The following is a 19,835-nucleotide window of genomic DNA, read 5'->3' on the forward strand; positions in this document are numbered from 1 at the left end:
AAGATGATACTTCTCAAGACAAACAGCAAAATTCTAAGCAAGATGATAATTCTCAAGACAAACAGCAAAATTCTAAGCAAGATGATAMTTCTCAAGACAAACAGCAAAATTCTAAGCAAGATGATAATTCTCAAGACAAACAGCAAAATTCTAAGCAAGATGATACTTCTCAAGACAAACAGCAAAATTCTAAGCAAGATGATAATTCTCAAAACAAGCATCAAAATTCTAAGCAAGATGATACTTCTCAAAACAAGCATCAAAACTCTAAGCAAGATGATAATTCTCAAGACAAACAGCAAAATTCTAAGCAAGATGATACTTCTCAAAACAAACAGCAAAATTCTAAGCAAGATGATACTTCTCAAAACAAACAGCAAAGCCAAAGCTCAGGAAGTAACAGCATTTATGACTTTAGCAAACCAGAAAATGACCATATTCATTCTCTACAAGATTTAATAGAGAAGCTTAAAAAGTCTAGTGATTTTATTAATTATCATACATCTGATGATGAAACGATGCCTTATTGGATTTCTTACTATCGTCCTTCACTTGATGGAGAGAAATTACAAAAATATTTAATGCCTACTCTAATGGAACGTCCTTCCGCTCCATTAGAAGAATTAAAAGAACATATTCCAATGAGTGGTATAACGATTACGAACGATTTACAAAAAATTGAGGACATGGTTTTGAAGGGACATGCGATTATTCAATTGAACCAGCAAGATCAAAAGTGCATGCTTGCAAACATTGCAATTGATAATTATCGTGCGCCAACCCCTCCTTTAAACGAATCGACTGTTATCGGTCCTCAAGAAGGTTTCGTAGAAGATATTGATACAAATATTAATTTAGTTCGAAAACGTCTTCCTGTTTTAGATTTACAAACAAAAGAAATGATTATCGGCGAATTTTCCAAAACAAAAGTTGTCATGATGTATTTAGACAACCTCGCTGAAAAAGATAATGTAGATTTTCTCGAGGAGTCATTACGTGCTCTTGAATATGATCAAATTAATGATAGTGCTTATATACAAGAACTAATGGGTGAAAAGTCGATTTTCCCTCTCTATATCAATACAGAACGTACTGATAGAGTTACAAAAGCACTTATTGATGGAAAAATTGCTATTTTTGTGGATGGTTCTCCAAGTGTTCTACTAACACCTGTATCCTATTTCGATTTTTTCATTTCACCAGAAGACTATAACGTCTCTTGGCTATACGCTACATTTTCTCGCATTTTACGCCTTATCGCTGTTCTATTTTCAATCTGTGCTACGCCTTTATATGTTGCAGTTTTAAATTATCATTATGAACTTATTCCAAGTGATTTACTTGAAACTTTGATTTTATCAAGGGCACAAGTACCTTTCCCACCTTTAATTGAAGCACTCTTTTTAGAACTCGCAATCGATTTATTGAGAGAGGCTGGCGCGAGGTTACCGATGAAAGTCGGTCAAACGCTCGGTATTGTAGGCGGTATCGTAATCGGACAAGCATCTGTACAAGCTGGTTTAACAAGTAACATTTTATTAATTATCGTTGCCTTATCAGCACTTGCTTCCTTTATTACACCTATTTATAAAATGGGTAATGCTGTTCGTTTACTACGCTTCCCGTTTCTCATATTTGCAGAAATAGGAGGACTCTTCGGTATTTCTCTTGGATTTATGTTTTTATTTACTCATCTATTTAGACTTACTTCTTTACGTAAGCCATACGCTTTGTTTTACCCGACAAGACAACAATCTGTTAAAGATTCTTGGATTCGTTTTCCCTTAACAATGATTGATACAAGGGATGTACAAGCAAGACCACAACATGTAAAAAAAGCATCAAAAGGGATTTCAACAAAACATAGATCGGATTTTGATGATTAAGGAATGAGGTACATTGATGAGTAAAGTTCAAGAAAAATATCAAATATCTCCTGTCTTTGTTTTCTTCTTAATTCACGGTGCACAGTTTGGAGCTGGCGTTCTCGGATTCGCTCGAATTATTGCGAAAGCTGCTGGATACGACGGCTGGATAGGGGTTCTACTCACAGGAATATGTATCCATATCCTTATATGGATGATGTATTTTTTATTAAAAGAAACAAACGGGAATTTAATTGACTTACATCGGCAAACATTTGGAAAGTGGCTAGGGAATGGCTTTAATATCATCTTTACAGCCTATTTTTTAATCGTCAGTATTTCCGTCATTCGAACATATGTTGAAATTATTCAAGTGTGGATGTTCCCTACCGCTTCCACCTTTATGTTAACACTCTTTTTATGCTTAGTTAGTTATTACATTATTTCTTCTGGCTTCCGTGTCATTACTGGTATTTGCGTCATCTCTGTTGGTGGTACACTAGGATATTTAATTCTTAGCCTATTCGTTTTGAAATACTCACATTGGACGAATTTACTACCTATTTTCACACATTCTTTTTCAGATATTTTAAAATCCGCCCATGTGTCAATCTACAGTATGACAGGATTTGAAATTTATCTCATGATTTATCCGTTTGTAAAAAATCCGAAGCAGTCTCATAAATACGCTCAATACGGGGCACTATTTTCAAACCTTCTATATTTATTTAGCACCCTTTTAGCCTTTGCATTTTTTAGCGAGAAACAATTGTTAAAAACGATATGGTCGCAACTTTCTATGACCCAAGTCATTCAATTACCCTTCATAGAAAGACTAGAATATATTGCAATCTCAGGCTATGCACTTGTTATTATTACAAGCTTTATCCTTCCCTTATGGGCGTCAATGAGAGCAACGCATGAAATATTCCGTGTAAAACAAAGAGGTGTTTTAATCGCTTTTATCATTATCACTCTCATTGTTTCACAACTTTTAACAAACAGACACGGTATTAATAATTTTATTAGTAATGCATCAAAAATTAGTTTTTGGCTCATTTATGTATACATCCCAATCCTATTTATTATTGTGTGGGTGAAAAGAAAATGGAAAAAATCAAAAGCAAATTAATACTTATTTCTTGTATAGCACTTTTTAGTTTAACTGGATGTTTACAAAAAAATATTATCGATGATGTACAACTTATTCAAGGAACCGTTTTTGATACAGCAAAGAATAATAAAGTAAAAGTAACATTCGTTTGTCCCATTCAGAAAAAAGGAAATAAAGTTCAAGTTTTTGAAGGCAGCGCAAATGCGGTAAAACAAGTAAAAGCAGACACATCTTTAGAATCTTCTCAACCATTTGCTAGCGGACAAATGCGTGTTGCTCTATATACTATACGACTTGCAAAAAAAGGAATGTCTACTTCATTCGATACATTACTTCGAGATGTGAATATAGGGAACGCTTTATATGTTGCTTTACTTGAAGGTAATGGTACTGAACTTTTAAAAGGGAAATATACGACTTCATACAACGTTGCAATTTATATGAAAAAATTGTTAGAGCATAACATGGAAACTGGTCCTTTACCAACAGATAATCTGCATGTAGGAGCATTCCGTTATTATCAAGAAGGGCAAGACTACTATATTCCAATTTTAAAGAAACATGGTGATAAAATAAAAATCACCGGAATTGGTCTTTTTAAAAAGGATAAATATATCGATAAAATTGCGGAAAAAGATATGTTCATATTTAAAGGACTATTAGAGAAACATAAATTAGATTCACATGAATTTAAAACAGATTCTGCGTACGTAATGATTAATAATATTCGTTCTGTTCCAACTTACGATATAAAGATTAAAAACGGAAAGCCTTCTTTTTTCATTCACGTTCATCTTGATGCACGTATTCAAGAACTATCGAAGCAAATTAACTTAGAAAATAACAAGAACACAAAAAACATTGAAAAAAATGTACAAAAACAATTAGATACACAAGCTGCTAAATTAATTAAGCAGTTTAAATCTTTAGGCGTTGATCCCCTCGGACTAGGAGCAAAATATAAACAACATTATCGCCCATTCAAATTAGAAGAGTGGAAAAAAATGTACAAAGATGTCCCTGTTAACGTAAAATACACCGTAAATATTACAAATTCTGGTGTGATTGAATAAGTTAACGATTGAACTCCCCTCTCTGGCATGGTACAACGGAGAGGGGAGTTTTTATTTTTAAATAGAGAAAAGGGATATTTACGGGGGAGCTTATGTCTAAAAAATTAGTAAAACCTATTTTAAATGGTATTTTATTTCTCGGCGTCTTTTTATTTGCTCATACATACTTAAAAAATGTTTCTTTCACACGTTATTTACTTGTAGTTATACCAATGCTACTCATCGGAATATTTGGCATCGATCTTATTTTATCCGTTTTAATTAAGAAAGAAGAATAACGAGCGAACATCTTATTTCTCATAAGATGTTCTTTTTATTTAATAACTACCTTATGTTACAATAAAGTGAAACTTTAATCAGTGGGGATTTTGTCCATTACCCACTGATTATTAGCCTTCACCAATCGGGCTTTTACGGGCAGTTATCTCCCACCTCACTTCCTCGCATTTGCGACTTTTGAGGTGGGAGTCTTACTGCCCGTTAATGCGGGATAAAATTCGGCATAACGTAAGAAAGGATGAAACAACATGACAAACGAAAAAGGTTTAGATAAAGGATACGAACTTGTTGCAAAAATGCATGAAGAATTCGGACATCCTGTGACAAATACTCCAACAAAACTAACAGAAGAGCGTGTAAAAATTCGTGCTAGCTTTATGCAAGAAGAGCTAGAAGAATTTCTAGAAGCAACGACTGTTGAAGATCAATATGATGCACTGATTGACCTTATTTACTTTGCATTCGGAACGTTTGCAGAAATGGGCGTACGTCCAGATAAAGGATTCGAAATTGTAAACAATGCTAACATGGCAAAACTATTCCCTGATGGAAAGCCTCGATTCCGCGAGGGCGACGGCAAAATTATGAAACCAGAAGGATGGCAAGCACCGGAACCACAACTTCGTGCGGAAATCGAACGCCAACGTCAAGAGGCAGAAAAAAACTGCTAGGATCTCCTAGCAGTTTTTTATTATGTCTTTTTTCCTTTGGCCTATTAATGACCCACGTGTCCCGCGTGTCCTGCTGCTCCTGCAGTACCAGCTGCTGCTCCTGCTGCCGTCCCTGCTCCAATTCCACCTGCCCAAGGCTGTTGTTGCTGCTGATACTGTTGGTATTGTTGTTGACCCTGATGCTGTTGTTGACCTTGATGATGCTGTTGACCTTGATGATGCTGTTGGCCTTGATGATGCTGTTGGCCTTGGTGATGGTGTTGGCCTTGATGATGGTGTTGACCTTGGTGATGCTGTTGACCTTGGTGATGATGTTGGCCTTGGTGATGGTGTTGGCCTTGGTGATGATGTTGACCTTGATGAGTTTGATAAAGGACAGCCTGCGGGTGAATTTGATGATGACCTTGGTGATGTACTTGTTGCTGATGGTGGCCGTGATGTTGATGATGACCATGATGACCGTGGTGTTGATGCTGGCCTTGGTGACCATGATGACCATGGTGTTGATGCTGGCCTTGGTGACCATGATGATGAGTTTGATAAAGGACAGCCTGCGGATGAATTTGATGATGACCATGATGATGTACTTGTTGTTGATGATGGCCATGATGCTGATGATGGCCGTGATGCTCATGATGTACATGCTGACCGTGATGGCCGTGATGCTCATGATGTACATGCTGACCGTGATGACCGTGATGCTCATGATGACCGTGAACACCTTGAGGGAAGCCGCCGATTCCACCAGCTACAACACCAACGCCAGGTACAGGAAATCCTGTTTGTACGCCTCCAACGAAAGATGGGAATGTAGTTGGCATACCTACAGGCACTCCTCCTTGTGTACCTCCTACTAGTGCCGGAAATCCGGTTTGCGCTCCAGCTACTGACGTTGGAAATCCTGTTTGTACACCCGCCACTGACGTCGGAAATCCTGTTTGTACACCCGCCACTGACGTCGGAAATCCTCCAGCTGCTCCTCCCATCCAACTTGGAATTCCGCCATATCCGTGTTGACCATCTCCTCCCATGAACATCATTTGTCCATAACTATCCGATCCACCTCCGAAGAAGCCATGTGGTGCATTATTGTCCATCCCTTTCATTCCTTTCACCTCTTCTGTTCAATTTAACCTACCTTTTTTATCATATTTTCTATAGAAGAATAGGTGTTTGTCTATATGGGAATTCCGCGCCTTTTTCTTCGTTCTTCATTCATGATAAACTAAATTAACTGATTATTTTTTCAAAGGAGGCGTTTTCGTTGGAGAACGTAGCAAAAGCTTCCATCGACGATTTAGATTCAATCTTACATATAGATGTTGATGTAATCGGAGACGATAGTAGACGAGATTATATTAAACACGCTATTGATGAAGGAACCTGCATCATTGCAAAAGAGGACAATTCCATTTCTGGTTTTCTAACATACGATACAAATTTCTTTGGTTATACTTTCCTCTCATTAATCATTGTTTCGCCAACGAAAAGAAGACAAGGTCATGCAAGCTCATTAATCTCATATATGTTAAGACATTCTCCTACTCAAAAAATATTTTCTTCAGCGAATAAATCGAATACAAATATGCAAAAAGTCTTTAAAGCAAATGGATTTATGCGTAGTGGAATGATCGAAAACTTAGATGAAGGTGATCCTGAGCTTATTTTTCACGCAAAAAAGCTCAGAGCATAAACGCTCTGAGCTTTTATTAATAATTAATTAGTTTGCAACAACGTTAACAAGTTTTCCAGGAACAACAATTACTTTACGAACTGTTTTCCCTTCAATTTGTTCTTTGATTGCCTCAAGTGCAAGTTGTTCCATTTCTTCTTTTGATGCGTCTTTACTCATTGTTAGTTTTGTGCGAACTTTGCCCATAATTTGAACAACGATTTCAACTTCATCTTCTACAAGTTTAGACTCATCAAATGTTGGCCAGCTTGCATATGTGATTGTTTCACTGTATCCAAGTTTGCTCCATAGTTCTTCCCCGATGTGAGGTGCAACTGGTGCAATCATTTTTACGAAACCTTCTACATATTCTTTCGGAAGTGTTTCAGCTTTGTATGCATCGTTGATGAATACCATCATTTGAGAAATCGCTGTGTTGAAGCGAAGCTCTGCATAGTCTTCTGTTACTTTCTTCACTGTTTGGTGGTAAGCTTTTTCAAGATCTTTGTTTGGTGCATCAGTAATTTTCTCACTTAATTCACCGTTCTCTTGAATGAATAGGCGCCATACGCGGTCTAGGAAGCGACGAGCTCCGTCAAGACCATTTTCAGACCAAGCAATTGAAGCATCTAATGGTCCCATGAACATTTCGTATAGACGAAGTGTATCTGCACCATGGCTTGCTACGATATCATCCGGGTTTACAACGTTACCTTTTGATTTACTCATTTTCTCGTTGTTTTCACCTAAGATCATACCTTGGTTGAATAATTGTTGGAACGGTTCTTTCGTTGGAACTACACCGATATCATATAATACTTTATGCCAGAAACGAGCATATAGTAAGTGAAGTACAGCGTGCTCTGCTCCACCGATATAAATATCAACTGGAAGCCATTGTTTTACTTTTTCAGGGTCTACAAGTGCTTCGCTGTTGTTTGGATCGATGTAGCGTAGGTAGTACCAGCAGCTACCAGCCCATTGCGGCATTGTATTTGTTTCACGACGACCTTTTTTACCAGTTTCAGGATCAACAACATTTACCCACTCTTCAATGTTTGCAAGTGGTGATTCACCTGTACCTGAAGGACGAATATTCTCTGTTTTCGGAAGAACTAATGGTAATTCTTCTTCTTTCACAGCTGTCATTGTACCATCTTCCCAATGGATTACTGGAATTGGCTCACCCCAGTAACGTTGGCGACTAAATAACCAGTCACGTAGACGGTACGTTACTTTTTGATTTCCTGCGCTTGTTACTTCAAGCCACTCAATCATTTTTACAATTGCTTCTTCTTTATTTAAACCATCAAGGAATGCTGAGTTTACGTGCGCACCATCACCTGTATATGCTTCTTTCGAAATGTCTCCGCCTTTTACAACTTCCTTCATTGGAAGATTGAACGTTGATGCGAATTCATAGTCACGCTCATCGTGAGCTGGAACTGCCATTACAGCACCTGTTCCGTAAGTTGCAAGAACATAATCAGCGATCCAGATTGGTAATTTCTCACCGTTTACTGGGTTAACTGCGTAAGCACCAGTGAATACACCAGTTTTTTCTTTCGCAAGTTCTGTACGCTCTAAATCGCTCTTCATTTTAACAGAGTTAATGTAAGCTTCTACAGCTTCTTTTTGATCTGCTGTTGTAATTTCTGCAACAAGCGCATGTTCCGGAGCAAGTACACAGTATGTTGCACCAAATAGTGTATCAGGACGCGTTGTGAAAACTGTGAACTTCTCATCTGTACCGTCGATGTTGAAGTGTACTTCTGCACCTTCAGAACGACCGATCCAGTTACGTTGCATGTCTTTTAAGCTTTCTGGCCAATTAAGCTCATCTAGATCTTCTAATAGACGATCTCCGTAAGCTGTAATTTTTAACATCCACTGTCTCATCGGACGACGCTCAACTGGATGTCCACCGCGCTCACTCTTACCGTCAATGATTTCTTCGTTTGCAAGTACTGTACCAAGTGCTGGGCACCAGTTTACAGGTACTTCATCAACGTAAGCTAAACCTTTTTCAAATAGTTTTAGGAAGATCCATTGTGTCCACTTGTAGTAGGTTGGATCTGTTGTATTTACTTCACGATCCCAATCGTAAGAGAAGCCTAATGCTTTAATTTGATTACGGAACGTATTAATATTAAGCTCTGTAAATTCAGCCGGGCTGTTCCCAGTATCAAGTGCATATTGCTCTGCTGGAAGACCGAATGCATCCCATCCCATTGGATGAAGAACGTTATATCCTTGCATACGCTTCATACGAGATAAAATATCTGTCGCTGTATAACCTTCTGGATGACCTACGTGTAAGCCTGCACCTGATGGATATGGGAACATATCTAGTGCATAAAATTTTGGTTTTTCTGTTTCATCTGGCGTACGGAATGTTTTATTCTCTTCCCAATGCCCTTGCCACTTCTTCTCAATTTCTTGATGATTAAAGCTCATGAGATACCCTCCTTGAAATTCTATTTATTTTCACCGCCCAAAATACAAAAAACCTCTCATCCCTAGAAAGGGACGAGAGGTTATAGATTCCCGCGGTACCACCCTAAATTAATGTAATAAATACATTCGCTTAGATCCGTAACGTGGATTAACGGCAATTGCTACTAATGATTTCACAACTGCAACTCAAAGGCGAGTTCATAACGAAACGTGGATTGACTTGCACCGACCGTCAACTCTCTAAACCAGCTTCTATTACTACTACTCCTTCTCACTGTTATTACAAATATGAGTTAATGTGAACTACCCACCACTTAGTATCTCTTAAGAGCTTACTTGAAGCGAGGGCTTGTTACTCTTGCTAACTAACGAATTCGTCTTAGGACAGCCGAGCTAACTCCCTTGTTCCAAAGGATATTTTATTACTATTTATTTAAATATATTCTAAAACATGTTGCATGTTCCGTCAAACTAAACTGCAATTTTTTCTTCAACTGTTTCTTCTACTTTTACTCGTCTATCATAAATACTCGTTGCTATAAGCGCTACTACAAGCATTACCATGATCGCAATAAACAATACTTCCATATTGTATAAGTCAACAATCGCTCCGCCAACGACCGGCCCGAACATTTTCCCTACAGTCGCTGCGCTATTTACAACACCTTGATAAAATCCTAGCTTATCTTTCGGTGCAAGTATATTTGCGATGGTCGGAACTGCCGGCCATACGAATAATTCACCAATTGTTAATGTCACCATCGCAACGAGAAACATCGTAAATTGCTGCGATTGGCTTAAAACAATAAACGACGCCGCAAAAATGATAATTCCAATCATAATTTGTTGTTTTAAAGAACGCTTCATCCAGCGAATTAGCATACTAACAAGCGGCTGTGCACAAACAATCATCGCCCCGTTTATCGTCCATAATAAACTGTAGTGACGAAGGCTAATATTTAACTCTTGCATATACGTCGCAATTGCCCCTTGCCACTGTACGTATGTAACCCAGCATAAAGCATATGCTACACATACGATTAGAAGCGCTTTGAAGCCAGGTGTAAGTGACCAACCTTTTTTCGTTTCGGCTTCTTTTTGTACCTCTTGCTCTTTTTTTGCTTCCATACCACGAAATCCAATAAACGCAATTAAGAAGAAAATAAAATATAAAATAAAGTTCGCTAAGAAAATATAATCAAAACGATAAGACGCAACTAATCCACCGCACGCTGTTCCAATCGCAATCCCAACGTTTTGTCCAACATACATTGCATTGAACGCTCGTCTCCCGCCTTCTGGCCAAACCGTACCGACCATCGCATACATCGATGGAAACACCATTCCAGAACCGAATCCGATTAATGCTAGCCACACAACATATAATGGCCAACCATGGAAAAATACAAGACCTAAAATCGATACAAGTGTAATGACAATCCCTACTAAAATTGATTTATAACCGCCCCATTTATCAAATAAAACACCGCCGAGCAAGTTTCCGATTACACCAGTAAGCGAGTTGATCATTAATACCATTCCGGCTACTGATAAAGATTTCCCTAAACTATCATGTAAGTAAATTGTATTAAAAGGCCATAAAAAAGAAGCACCCGTGACATTAATAATCATCCCAGCTACTAATAGCCATACTTTCCTTGGCATAGTCTCCCCTCCTATTCTCTTTTTTTCGTTCATATATATAACAGTAAAATTGTAGTCGTTTTTAAATAGGAAGGCAACTGATTAATAGTTGATGAAATTCAGATAATAGTACAAAGACGATTAGAATGTATTCTAATCGTCTTTGTAAAATATTAATCTATAAATAATGGAATCGTTCCCTCGCGGAAGGTTATCCAACTTCCTTTTTACGTTTTGCACTTTCTTTAGCACTCCATTTAAATATTTTGTCTAGTAGAGAGTATATTCTCCCAGACTCCTTCGTTAATAATGGCCCTAACGACGCCAATATTAAAACATATAAAGCTGAGAATGGTTTAATCGTTGCCATTAAGCCACCCGCTATTCCGAGATTCGCGACAATAATGGAGAATTCCCCACGTGATATAAGTGTTAAACCGATATTCGCAGAAGTCTTATGCGATAACCCGGCTTTACGCCCTGCAATCATTCCAGCTGTAAAATTACCGATGAGAGTAATGAAAACTGCTCCTAATGCCAACCATACTGCTCCTCCAAGCGAAAACGGATCTATACTTAAACCGAAGCTGAAGAAAAATATAGCTCCAAAGAAATCACGAAACGGGACGACGAGATGCTCGATCCGGTCACTATGCTCTGTTTCTGAAAAGACGAGTCCTAACAATAAAGCCCCAATCGCTTCCGCAACATGAATTGTTTCTGAAAATCCTGCTACAAAGAATAAAATAGCGAATATTACGATAATAAAAATTTCGTTTGACGAAATATCTAATACTTTATTTAGGAACGGCGTAGCTTTTCTAGCGATTACAAAGAATAGTAGCATATACCCTACCGCGATTAACACCGATGTAAGAGCACCTACAAATGATGTTGCACCACCGAGTACTAACCCTGAAACGACTGATAAATATACAGCTAAAAAGATATCATCAAACATAATGATTCCTAAAATTAGCTCTGTCTCTTTATTACCAGATCTTCTTAAATCAACGATTACTTTCGCTACAATTGCACTCGATGAGATTGTAATAATTCCAGCAATAATTAATGTTTCTAGTAAGGGGAAGCCCATTATATATCCATAAAGTAAACCTAATATGAAATTAAGCGATATATGAACACTACCCCCAAAAGCAATCGACTTTCCTGATTTAATTAATTTTTTTATTGAGAATTCTAAACCTAAGTAGAATAAGAGGAATATGACGCCAACACGGCCGAGGAAGGAAATAACTTCTCCGCTTTCAATAAACCTTAAATCGATAAGTCCTAAATCTGGGGCATGAGGCCCCACTAGCATACCGAGTATAATGAGAAACGGAATAATCGAAAACTTTAGCTTTGCAGCGAGGATAGCTGCAAAAGCTACTAACACTAACGCAGTTCCAACTTCCAAAATTAAAGTATCCATCGATTAGGAATCACCTCCTGCCGAAAGTAATTCCTTAATGATTCTTTTCACTTCATGTCTTTCGCCCGATAATACGAGCATATCGCCAGCTTCAATGATAGAATCTGGGCCTGGATTAAAGAACTTCTTCATATTCTTTTTCAAAATAGCAATGATTGTTACGTTATATGTTTTTCTAACGTGTAAGCTCCCAATTGTTTTTTGTACCACTGGTGCGTTATTTTCTACTTTAAACCATTCAATTGATAATCCTTCAAAAGCCATCTCAATCGTGTCTAAAGCTTGTGGCCTATATACCATCCCGCCTAATATAGCCGCAATTTGTCTTGCTTCAGAATCACGAAGAGAAATGCTTGAAATACTCTCATCATGATCCGCATCAAAATGGTACATTTCCCTTCTTCCATCATCATGAATAACAATAACCATTTTTTCATTACCCTTTGTTATCACTTCAAATTTACATCCAATGCCCGGTAGTTCACTCTCTCTAATATTCATATTCCCGCCTCCTAATTTTTTAGTTACGGCTCTTTCCTTTTACAAATCTACATCAATCTCTGTTTTAAACTTCTCATCTTTTGAGATTCCTAAATACTTGAGCGTTTCTGATGGAGTTGCGTGATGAAAATGCTTTTGCAATAGCGCAATCGCTATTCCTCTTTTGTACGCATGAAATCCAAATGTTTTTCGCATTGAATTCGTTCCAATCTTTCCAACAATCCCAACCGCTTCAGCTGCGCTATGGATAACACGATACGCTTGTTGGCGCGAGATTGAATTTGTCGTTTTATTAGATTGAAATACGTAGTTTTCTCTTTGAGCATCAATAGATTGTACGTACGCTAAAAGGGCTTCTTTTACTTTTGTATTTAAATAAATATCTTGTTTAAATTTTTCATCTTTCACAGGAAGAGAATAAAACTCTTTAACAGTCTTATCTTCATTTAATACCTCTTCAAATTTCATACTAAGTAGCTCAGTGATCTTTAATCCAGTGTTAATTCCAATAACAAATAAAAGATAATCTCGCTGCGAGTGCTCTTTTAAATACTTTTTCATAGCCTCAATTTGGCTTATATCTTTTAATGCCTCTACAACTTCCATACATGTATCTCCTCATCTTATGAACGGTAATTTTCTCATTATCCTGTCCATTTTACCTTATCATGCTATAAGATTTCCATGTATTATCCATTATTTTCACAATATACTCTTACGACAATTTTTCATTTGGAAATTTATGATTGTACAAATACGGTGTGGGTAGAAAAAATAGGGGGAGTGCAAGTTCAGCTTCTTTCTACAGATCGGATTCCTCCTTTCATTTTTCGGTTGCTGATACTTTCATATTATGTTACTTATTTACATTATATTATATATTTCAGTAACATTAAAGTGTTTTTTCTGAAAATATAAAAAACCGAGCAGTTTCGCTCGGTTTTTCATTAATCTTCTTTCGGAAGAACAATTCCTTTATACAATTGAACTGTAATGAAGTAATAAATCGCATAAATAACTACGAAAATTACGATTGGTACCCAAATACGGAAGTAAGGATCCATTAAAATAAATCCGAAAATATTCATACCAACTAATACGTGAGCAATACCCACAATTGCCGGGAATAAGAATACTAAGAATAACTCTTTATAAATTGATTTCGTTAATAATTCACGGCGCACACCGATTTTACGAAGCATTTGATAACGCGTAATATCTTTTGATGCACCAGAAAGAATTTTAAACATTAAACAACTTGCCATCATTGCTAAGAACGCAATTCCAAGGAAGAATCCCATAAATACTGTTCCACTCGCAATGCCGTAGAATCCATTGTAAGATTGATATTTACTATCTAATCTTTCAGCTTTTACATTTTTATATTTAACTAGCTGCAACTCGTCAAGTTTTTTCCATTCTTTTGTGTATGCTACAAAATCGTCTGTTTTTCCAGTAACTACGATTCCTTCTTTACCATTTACAGTATCGTACATTTTCTGATCTACAATTTTAATTGCATGATCTTCATATAGATAAAATGGCTGAATTGTTCTGAAAGCCTCGTTCCATTCTTCTGGAAGTTCTTTAGCACTCGCATCTTTTTCATTCATTTCTCTAGAAACTGCACCTACTGGCAGTTCCTCTGAAACTTTCTTTGTTTTTCCTAAATCCTTCATACTTTCCATCTGTTTTGTATCTTGTACGAAAGGAGGGTTTTTCTCTAAATCTTCTTTTACATAATAAACGTATTTATTATCAACTTTGTAACGATATTCATTTTTCTCTTTAAATGTAATACCATCTAAAATTTTCTTTTCTTCAGCTGTTGGGTTATGAATAACTGAATCATATATTACTAAACCATCAACCATTTTTATAACGTTATTTTTAAACGCCATACCACCTGAAATTGCACCCGCTCCAAGAGCAACTAACATCGCTACTGTTGCAAGCACTTTCGTTAAACTATTAATACGGAAGTTTAATTGTGCAAATGTAAAAGCGTTAAGTCCTTTTTCACTACGTTTTTTATTGCTCTTTAACTTTTTAATAATAACTGGGAGAAGTGATCCAAATAGCATGTAAGTACCAGCTGTTGTTGTAATTAATGCAATAAGGATTCCCATCTCTCTTAGTTTTTCCATATAAATCATTGATGCATAGCCAATACCTAATAAAATAACCGCAAGAAATGCAACTACACCTGTCATTTTTCCTTTTACTGCAACACGTTCTGTTTGTGCATCAGCATGTACAAGTTGCAGTACTGAAATACGTGATAACTTAATACTGTTCATAATTGCTGATAATACAAATAATGCAAAGAAGAAAATGCAAGTAACAGTCATAGATGGTAGATAAAATGCCTTATAGCCTTCACCAGCAAATTCTAATTGTTTCATTAATAACTGTCCGATACCTTCTGCAAGTCCTACACCAACTGTAAGTCCAATCGCAAGAGACGCAGCACCTAATACAATCGTTTCAATAAACATAAGTAATGTAACTTTATGCTTTTTTGCACCTAACATCATGTACATACCAAACTCTTTTTGACGAAGAGATAATAAGAAAGAGTTTGCATATAAAATGTAGAAGAACGTTATAATTGCTAATAAAAATGAACCTGCTTGGAATACGAAACCAATAGACTTAATAACAGAATTGGATTCGATAAACGCTTTATTCAGCGCTAACGTTTGGAACATATAAAAAATTGAAATCGACATGACAAGACCAACAAGTAAGACAATATAATCTTTCAGCTTACTCTTTAGCCCTGACATGGAAAGTTTAAATAACATACCCTAGACCTCCCTTCTTACGCTTTTTGTGTGCCTAAGTCCGCAAGCACATCTAAAATTTCTTTATAAAATTCTTCACGCGTACCACCGCGGTGAATTTCTTTATATAGCTCACCATCTTGAATGAATAAAATACGCTGACAGTAACTTGCACTATATGGATCATGCGTAACCATCATAATAGATACGCCTTGTTCTTCATTTAAGTTTGTCATCGCATCAAGTAAACTTGCTGCATTTTTCGAATCAAGAGCTCCTGTTGGCTCGTCTCCTAAAATAATTGCCGGCTCATGCACTAGTGCACGCGCTGCTGCTGAACGTTGTTTCTGTCCACCGGATACTTCAGTTGGATACTTTTGAAGAATTTCTGTAATCCCTAACATATTCGCTACTTTCTCTACTTTCGGTCCAATATTACGTGATGAAACACCTTGAAGTGAAAGTGGAAGTGCAATGTTCTCATAAATAGATAAGTTCTCTAATAAGTTGAAGTCTTGGAAAATGAATCCTAACTTTTGCGAACGGAAATCAGAAAGCTCACCTTGCTTCATTTTCGTAATGTCCGTACCCGCAATTTCAACAACTCCACCCGTTGCTTTATCAAGCGTTGAAATTACATTTAATAATGTCGTTTTACCAGAACCAGATGGTCCCATAATACCAACAAATTCACCCTCTTGAATTGAGAATGATACACCTTTTAACGCGTGTGATTGGTTCTCACCTTTTTTACCGTACACTTTTTGAACGTTTTTCACGTCTACAACTGGTTTCGTCATATATATCCTCCTACGCTTGTTTTTCCATTACCTATTTTGCGCCTTTTGGAGGTGAACTGCTATTTATTAACATTACAATTACCTTACACTTTTGTAAGAAAAAAAACTGAGCATGTAAGCTTAGTTTTTTCATTAGTAAATGCAATTTTATCAGCGATTTTTCAAATATATCGACTTACCGACAAAAGATGACAATAAAAATAGGCTGTTTCGCATGTGGAACAGCCTATTTCCTACTCTTATTTCTTTAAAGGCGTTACCGTCCAATACGTAATAACACGCCAAATCCATTCTAATGGACCCATTTTAAAGATTTTCATCCAAATCACACTGAAAATAATTTGAATTGCATAAATTGCGATACACACATATAGCGTCTGCATGTACGTTAAGTTTCCTGCAAAATTAAATACACTGCCTGCAATTAAAATCATTGCAGTTTGTCCAATATAATTTGTTAAAGCCATACGACCATAGTATTTCAGTGGCGCTAACAAAGTTTGAACTGGTTTTAATTGAAGTAGCAAAATTAATGCTCCGACATAGAAAGCTGAAATAATTGGTCCAACTGTAACACCAATTTTTAAAAACTGACCTGCAGCATCCATTGTTCCATCCTCAGTCATAAGTATCATATTTACAAATGGATTAGCAGGAACGTGCCCATATTGATACCATAAAGCTATCACACTTAAAACAAACATAACTCCTGTAAAAATAGCGACTTGCTTTATTTTCGCTGAAAGATTTTCAAATACTTTGTATTGTCCTGCAGCAAGACCTAATAAAATTAAACCTAATGGTAATAATTCCTTAGCTGCCATAATACTAAAAACTATCGTAAGAATAAGACCGATTACTAAATTTATTTGCTTCTTCACTTTATAAAATGGTAAAGTGACTAATCCACAAATTGCGTATAACGCTAGTGCTTCCCCAGGCTGAAACATTTGATGAATCAAACCAAAGATAAATAGTGCAACTAAGCGGCGTAGAAATAGAACATATCCATTCTTCCCTTTCGCAATTGCTCTTGTAATGAAGATATAGAATCCTACTCCAAATAAGAATGAAAAGATTGAGAAGAAACGACCTTCTACAAATAAGTATAGAAACCTTTGATAACTTGCATCCACTGTACTAGGATCTGGAACTTTAATATTCAGTAGTGCAAGAATATTTACTAAAATAATCCCCAGTAATGCGAAGCCACGAATGTAATCTAACTCATCAATTCGTTTGTTTGTAATATTGTTCCCCATAATACAACTCCTTGTCCAAAATTAAATCCTCCCTTACTCTACTGGAAAAGTAAGCTTACAACTATCGACAAACCTTACAGAAATCTTCCATTATTGTCATATAGCAAAATAAAACCAGGTCATATTGCGACCTGGTTTACTCTGATTGCTTTGATCTTTGAGGTTGTCCCTTTTTACTATTACGCTGTTTCACTTGAACAACTGGATCAAGTTCATTTGAAAACTCAGCGTTATGTCCATTTTGCGTTTTTTGCTCTGGATTATTTTGATCTGAACGTTTCGCCATTACATTCACTCCTTATTAGTGCGGTGTAATAATCATTTGATGTTGCAATTGGCGAATTGCCATACGTGCTCTATTTAACTGCTCACGCTGCTCATCATTCGCATGTTGTTGCATCGTTTGTAAATCATTATATGCTTGTTCTAATTGCAACTGAGCATCTGAATACTCCATCGTATTGTAATGCTCTTGTCTCATGCCTTGGTCTAATTGTTCTTTCGCATATTCCACCGCTTGTTCTGCCTGTGTAATATACTCTTCAAGTGATTGACGCTCTGCCATAACTGTCCCTCCTTGCTTCAATTCCCCTTTAGTGTGTCCCTTCCATATGAACCTTATGAGTATGTTATAATGGATTTTGTTTCATTTTGACTCGTCTTAGGAGGGAAAATAATGAAGGTTCAAAACCCTTTTCCATATACAAATGACAATAAACGTTATCATACATGGAATTACCACTTACGAAATGAATTTGGTGAAAAAATCTTTAAAGTTTCATTAGATGCTGGCTTCGATTGCCCGAACCGTGACGGTACGGTTGCTTACGGTGGTTGCACGTTTTGTAGCGCTGCTGGATCTGGTGACTTCGCTGGTGATCGCCGCGATGATGTTATAACGCAGTATCATGAAATGAAAGAAAAAATGCGCTCAAAGTGGAAAGACGGAAAATGTATCGCTTATTTTCAGGCTTACACAAATACACATGCACCACTTGAAGTGTTAAAAGAAAAATTCGAACCGCTTCTAGCAGAAAAAGACGTTGTCGGTCTTTCTATCGCAACTCGTCCAGATTGTTTACCAGACGATGTCGTTGAATATTTAGCGGACTTAAATAAACGTACGTACCTTTGGGTTGAACTCGGACTACAAACTGTTCATGAACGCACTGCAAATCTTATTAACCGTGCTCACGATTATCCATCTTATGTGGAAGGCGTAAATAAATTACGCAAACACGGCATTAGAGTTTGCTCTCATATTATTAACGGTCTTCCCCTTGAAGATTACGACATGATGATGGAAACAACTCGTGAAGTAGCAAAGCTTGACGTACAAGGAATTAAAATTCATTTACTTCATTTATTAAAAGGTACGCCAATGGTGAAGCAATATGAAAAAGGACAACTAGAATTCTTATCTCTTGAAGATTACGTAAGTCTCGTTGTCGACCAGCTTGAAATTATTCCAGAAGACGTAATTGTGCACCGCATCACAGGTGACGGTCCACCTGATTTAATGATTGGTCCAATGTGGAGCTTAAATAAATGGGAAGTATTAAATTCCATCGATGCAGAATTTGTACGCCGCGGAAGCTGGCAAGGAAAATATGCAAATGAGGAGAAACAAAAATGAAATTAGAACGTGTATTACCGTTTGCTCGCTCGCTGCTGCAAACGGCTGTTAAAGAAGGCGATTACGCAGTAGATGCAACGCTTGGCAATGGACATGACACTTGCTTCCTAGCTGAAATCGTTGGGGATAACGGAAAAGTATTTGGATTTGATATTCAAAAAGAAGCAATCGAAAGCTCTACTATCTGCCTAAAAGAAAAAGAACTTTTCGAACGCACTGTTTTAGTTCACGACAGTCACGACACACTCTTATCCGTATTACCAGAAGATGCAAAAGGAAAAGTAACAGGCGCAATTTTCAACTTAGGTTACCTTCCAGGCGGTGACAAACATATCGTCACAAAACCGAGCTCAACAATCTACGCCATCGAACAATTACTAGAAGTAATGGCACCTGAAGGTATCATCGTCCTTGTCATTTATCACGGACATCCAGAAGGACAAGTAGAACGCGACGCTGTACTTAAATTTGCAGAAGAACTAGATCAAAAACAAGCTCACGTACTAAGATACGGCTTCATTAACCAGCAAAATAACCCGCCATTTATTGTAGCGATTGAGAAGCGATAAAATATCAATGATTCGACAAAACATAACAAAAAAAGACGTGCACTCATTGCACGTCTTTTTCTTATTCTCCT

General features: G+C 37.0%; 19 protein-coding genes and 1 other annotated feature. Of the genes, 8 read left to right on the forward strand and 11 right to left on the reverse strand.

All coding sequences use genetic code 11. The annotated features are described in order from the left end of the window. From AC1DKZ_RS20260 to AC1DKZ_RS20280, 5 genes are all read left to right on the forward strand, one after another. Window positions 1-1,886 (forward strand): spore germination protein (locus AC1DKZ_RS20260; protein ID WP_476996940.1); only part of this gene is annotated, 1,886 nt, incomplete at its 5' end. A 16-nt stretch (window positions 1,887-1,902) separates the two neighbouring features. After that, window positions 1,903-2,997, forward strand: coding sequence for a spore germination protein (locus AC1DKZ_RS20265; RefSeq protein WP_476996941.1), 1,095 nt, complete (start codon window positions 1,903-1,905; stop codon window positions 2,995-2,997). Then, on the forward strand, window positions 2,973-4,052 hold the full coding sequence (gerHC, locus tag AC1DKZ_RS20270; protein ID WP_242248961.1) for a spore germination protein GerHC: 1,080 nt from the start codon (window positions 2,973-2,975) through the stop codon (window positions 4,050-4,052). Before AC1DKZ_RS20265 ends, gerHC begins: the two co-directional genes overlap by 25 nt. 92 nt (window positions 4,053-4,144) lie before the next feature. Next, a complete protein-coding gene (locus AC1DKZ_RS20275) occupies window positions 4,145-4,330 on the forward strand; it encodes a hypothetical protein (RefSeq protein WP_002089083.1) in 186 nt (61 codons plus the stop codon). Between the two features lie 249 nt (window positions 4,331-4,579). Beyond that, window positions 4,580-5,002 carry a pyrophosphohydrolase domain-containing protein gene (locus AC1DKZ_RS20280; RefSeq protein WP_476996942.1) on the forward strand — a complete coding sequence of 141 codons (423 nt, stop codon included), beginning with the start codon at window positions 4,580-4,582 and terminating at the stop codon, window positions 5,000-5,002. 44 nt (window positions 5,003-5,046) lie between these two features. Here the strand turns inward: AC1DKZ_RS20280 and AC1DKZ_RS20285 are convergent, their stop codons facing one another. After that, the gene (locus tag AC1DKZ_RS20285; protein ID WP_476996943.1) at window positions 5,047-6,108 is read right to left on the reverse strand and encodes a VrrB protein; all 1,062 of its coding nucleotides are present in this window, start codon (window positions 6,106-6,108) and stop codon (window positions 5,047-5,049) included. 158 nt (window positions 6,109-6,266) lie between these two features. On the opposite strand from AC1DKZ_RS20285, the gene AC1DKZ_RS20290 reads away from it, so the two are divergent. Continuing rightward, window positions 6,267-6,695 (forward strand): GNAT family N-acetyltransferase, encoded by a 429-nt coding sequence (locus AC1DKZ_RS20290; RefSeq protein ID WP_242310570.1) that lies wholly within the window; start codon window positions 6,267-6,269, stop codon window positions 6,693-6,695. A gap of 27 nt (window positions 6,696-6,722) precedes the next feature. Here AC1DKZ_RS20290 and leuS read toward each other — a convergent pair whose 3' ends face one another. From leuS to AC1DKZ_RS20340, 10 genes are all read right to left on the reverse strand, one after another. Beyond that, a complete protein-coding gene (gene leuS, locus AC1DKZ_RS20295; RefSeq protein ID WP_404454331.1) occupies window positions 6,723-9,131 on the reverse strand; it encodes a leucine--tRNA ligase in 2,409 nt (802 codons plus the stop codon). A 65-nt stretch (window positions 9,132-9,196) separates the two neighbouring features. Beyond that, window positions 9,197-9,415: a binding site (T-box leader), on the reverse strand. Window positions 9,416-9,602: 187 nt separating this feature from the next. Beyond that, on the reverse strand, window positions 9,603-10,796 hold the full coding sequence (locus AC1DKZ_RS20300) for an MDR family MFS transporter (protein WP_476996944.1): 1,194 nt from the start codon (window positions 10,794-10,796) through the stop codon (window positions 9,603-9,605). A 190-nt stretch (window positions 10,797-10,986) separates the two neighbouring features. Next, the gene (locus AC1DKZ_RS20305; RefSeq protein ID WP_476996945.1) at window positions 10,987-12,210 is read right to left on the reverse strand and encodes a cation:proton antiporter; all 1,224 of its coding nucleotides are present in this window, start codon (window positions 12,208-12,210) and stop codon (window positions 10,987-10,989) included. 3 nt (window positions 12,211-12,213) lie between these two features. Then, window positions 12,214-12,711 carry a cation:proton antiporter regulatory subunit gene (locus AC1DKZ_RS20310; RefSeq protein ID WP_002089091.1) on the reverse strand — a complete coding sequence of 166 codons (498 nt, stop codon included), beginning with the start codon at window positions 12,709-12,711 and terminating at the stop codon, window positions 12,214-12,216. A 39-nt stretch (window positions 12,712-12,750) separates the two neighbouring features. Then, the gene (locus AC1DKZ_RS20315) at window positions 12,751-13,317 is read right to left on the reverse strand and encodes a tyrosine-type recombinase/integrase (protein WP_476996946.1); all 567 of its coding nucleotides are present in this window, start codon (window positions 13,315-13,317) and stop codon (window positions 12,751-12,753) included. A gap of 341 nt (window positions 13,318-13,658) precedes the next feature. Next, window positions 13,659-15,518 (reverse strand): FtsX-like permease family protein, encoded by a 1,860-nt coding sequence (locus AC1DKZ_RS20320; RefSeq protein WP_476996947.1) that lies wholly within the window; start codon window positions 15,516-15,518, stop codon window positions 13,659-13,661. Window positions 15,519-15,535: 17 nt separating this feature from the next. Beyond that, a complete protein-coding gene (locus tag AC1DKZ_RS20325; protein ID WP_002015692.1) occupies window positions 15,536-16,297 on the reverse strand; it encodes an ABC transporter ATP-binding protein in 762 nt (253 codons plus the stop codon). A 239-nt stretch (window positions 16,298-16,536) separates the two neighbouring features. Next, the gene (locus AC1DKZ_RS20330) at window positions 16,537-17,559 is read right to left on the reverse strand and encodes a DUF418 domain-containing protein (RefSeq protein ID WP_002034422.1); all 1,023 of its coding nucleotides are present in this window, start codon (window positions 17,557-17,559) and stop codon (window positions 16,537-16,539) included. 136 nt (window positions 17,560-17,695) lie between these two features. Next, window positions 17,696-17,845, reverse strand: a complete 150-nt coding sequence (locus tag AC1DKZ_RS20335; RefSeq protein WP_001129345.1) for a hypothetical protein — start codon at window positions 17,843-17,845, stop codon at window positions 17,696-17,698. Between the two features lie 15 nt (window positions 17,846-17,860). Then, window positions 17,861-18,124 carry a YtzC family protein gene (locus AC1DKZ_RS20340; protein WP_002089099.1) on the reverse strand — a complete coding sequence of 88 codons (264 nt, stop codon included), beginning with the start codon at window positions 18,122-18,124 and terminating at the stop codon, window positions 17,861-17,863. Window positions 18,125-18,235: 111 nt separating this feature from the next. Between AC1DKZ_RS20340 and mnmL the strand changes: the two genes are divergently transcribed. Together mnmL and mnmM are read left to right on the forward strand one after the other, a co-directional pair. Continuing rightward, window positions 18,236-19,195: a tRNA modification radical SAM protein MnmL/YtqA gene (gene mnmL, locus AC1DKZ_RS20345; RefSeq protein ID WP_002034421.1), complete on the forward strand. Its 960-nt coding sequence runs from the start codon at window positions 18,236-18,238 to the stop codon at window positions 19,193-19,195. Further along, complete coding sequence (mnmM, locus tag AC1DKZ_RS20350; protein ID WP_476996948.1) at window positions 19,192-19,764, forward strand: tRNA 5-(aminomethyl)-2-thiouridylate-methyltransferase MnmM; 573 nt, start codon at window positions 19,192-19,194, stop codon at window positions 19,762-19,764. Before mnmL ends, mnmM begins: the two co-directional genes overlap by 4 nt. Window positions 19,765-19,835 lie beyond the last annotated feature (71 nt).

The organism is Bacillus sp. 05T21, assembly GCF_056396785.1.

Coding starts and splice junctions, on each gene's coding strand:
- AC1DKZ_RS20280 (WP_476996942.1), top strand. CDS start 4,580: ATGACAAACGAAAAAGGTTTAGATAAAGGATACGAACTTGTTGCAAAA.
- AC1DKZ_RS20315 (WP_476996946.1), bottom strand. CDS start 13,317: ATGGAAGTTGTAGAGGCATTAAAAGATATAAGCCAAATTGAGGCTATG.
- AC1DKZ_RS20275 (WP_002089083.1), top strand. CDS start 4,145: ATGTCTAAAAAATTAGTAAAACCTATTTTAAATGGTATTTTATTTCTC.
- AC1DKZ_RS20325 (WP_002015692.1), bottom strand. CDS start 16,297: ATGACGAAACCAGTTGTAGACGTGAAAAACGTTCAAAAAGTGTACGGT.
- AC1DKZ_RS20335 (WP_001129345.1), bottom strand. CDS start 17,845: ATGGCGAAACGTTCAGATCAAAATAATCCAGAGCAAAAAACGCAAAAT.
- mnmM (WP_476996948.1), top strand. CDS start 19,192: ATGAAATTAGAACGTGTATTACCGTTTGCTCGCTCGCTGCTGCAAACG.
- gerHC (WP_242248961.1), top strand. CDS start 2,973: ATGGAAAAAATCAAAAGCAAATTAATACTTATTTCTTGTATAGCACTT.
- mnmL (WP_002034421.1), top strand. CDS start 18,236: ATGAAGGTTCAAAACCCTTTTCCATATACAAATGACAATAAACGTTAT.
- AC1DKZ_RS20300 (WP_476996944.1), bottom strand. CDS start 10,796: ATGCCAAGGAAAGTATGGCTATTAGTAGCTGGGATGATTATTAATGTC.
- AC1DKZ_RS20320 (WP_476996947.1), bottom strand. CDS start 15,518: ATGTTATTTAAACTTTCCATGTCAGGGCTAAAGAGTAAGCTGAAAGAT.
- AC1DKZ_RS20330 (WP_002034422.1), bottom strand. CDS start 17,559: ATGGGGAACAATATTACAAACAAACGAATTGATGAGTTAGATTACATT.
- AC1DKZ_RS20340 (WP_002089099.1), bottom strand. CDS start 18,124: ATGGCAGAGCGTCAATCACTTGAAGAGTATATTACACAGGCAGAACAA.
- AC1DKZ_RS20305 (WP_476996945.1), bottom strand. CDS start 12,210: ATGGATACTTTAATTTTGGAAGTTGGAACTGCGTTAGTGTTAGTAGCT.
- AC1DKZ_RS20310 (WP_002089091.1), bottom strand. CDS start 12,711: ATGAATATTAGAGAGAGTGAACTACCGGGCATTGGATGTAAATTTGAA.
- AC1DKZ_RS20265 (WP_476996941.1), top strand. CDS start 1,903: ATGAGTAAAGTTCAAGAAAAATATCAAATATCTCCTGTCTTTGTTTTC.
- AC1DKZ_RS20285 (WP_476996943.1), bottom strand. CDS start 6,108: ATGAAAGGGATGGACAATAATGCACCACATGGCTTCTTCGGAGGTGGA.
- leuS (WP_404454331.1), bottom strand. CDS start 9,131: ATGAGCTTTAATCATCAAGAAATTGAGAAGAAGTGGCAAGGGCATTGG.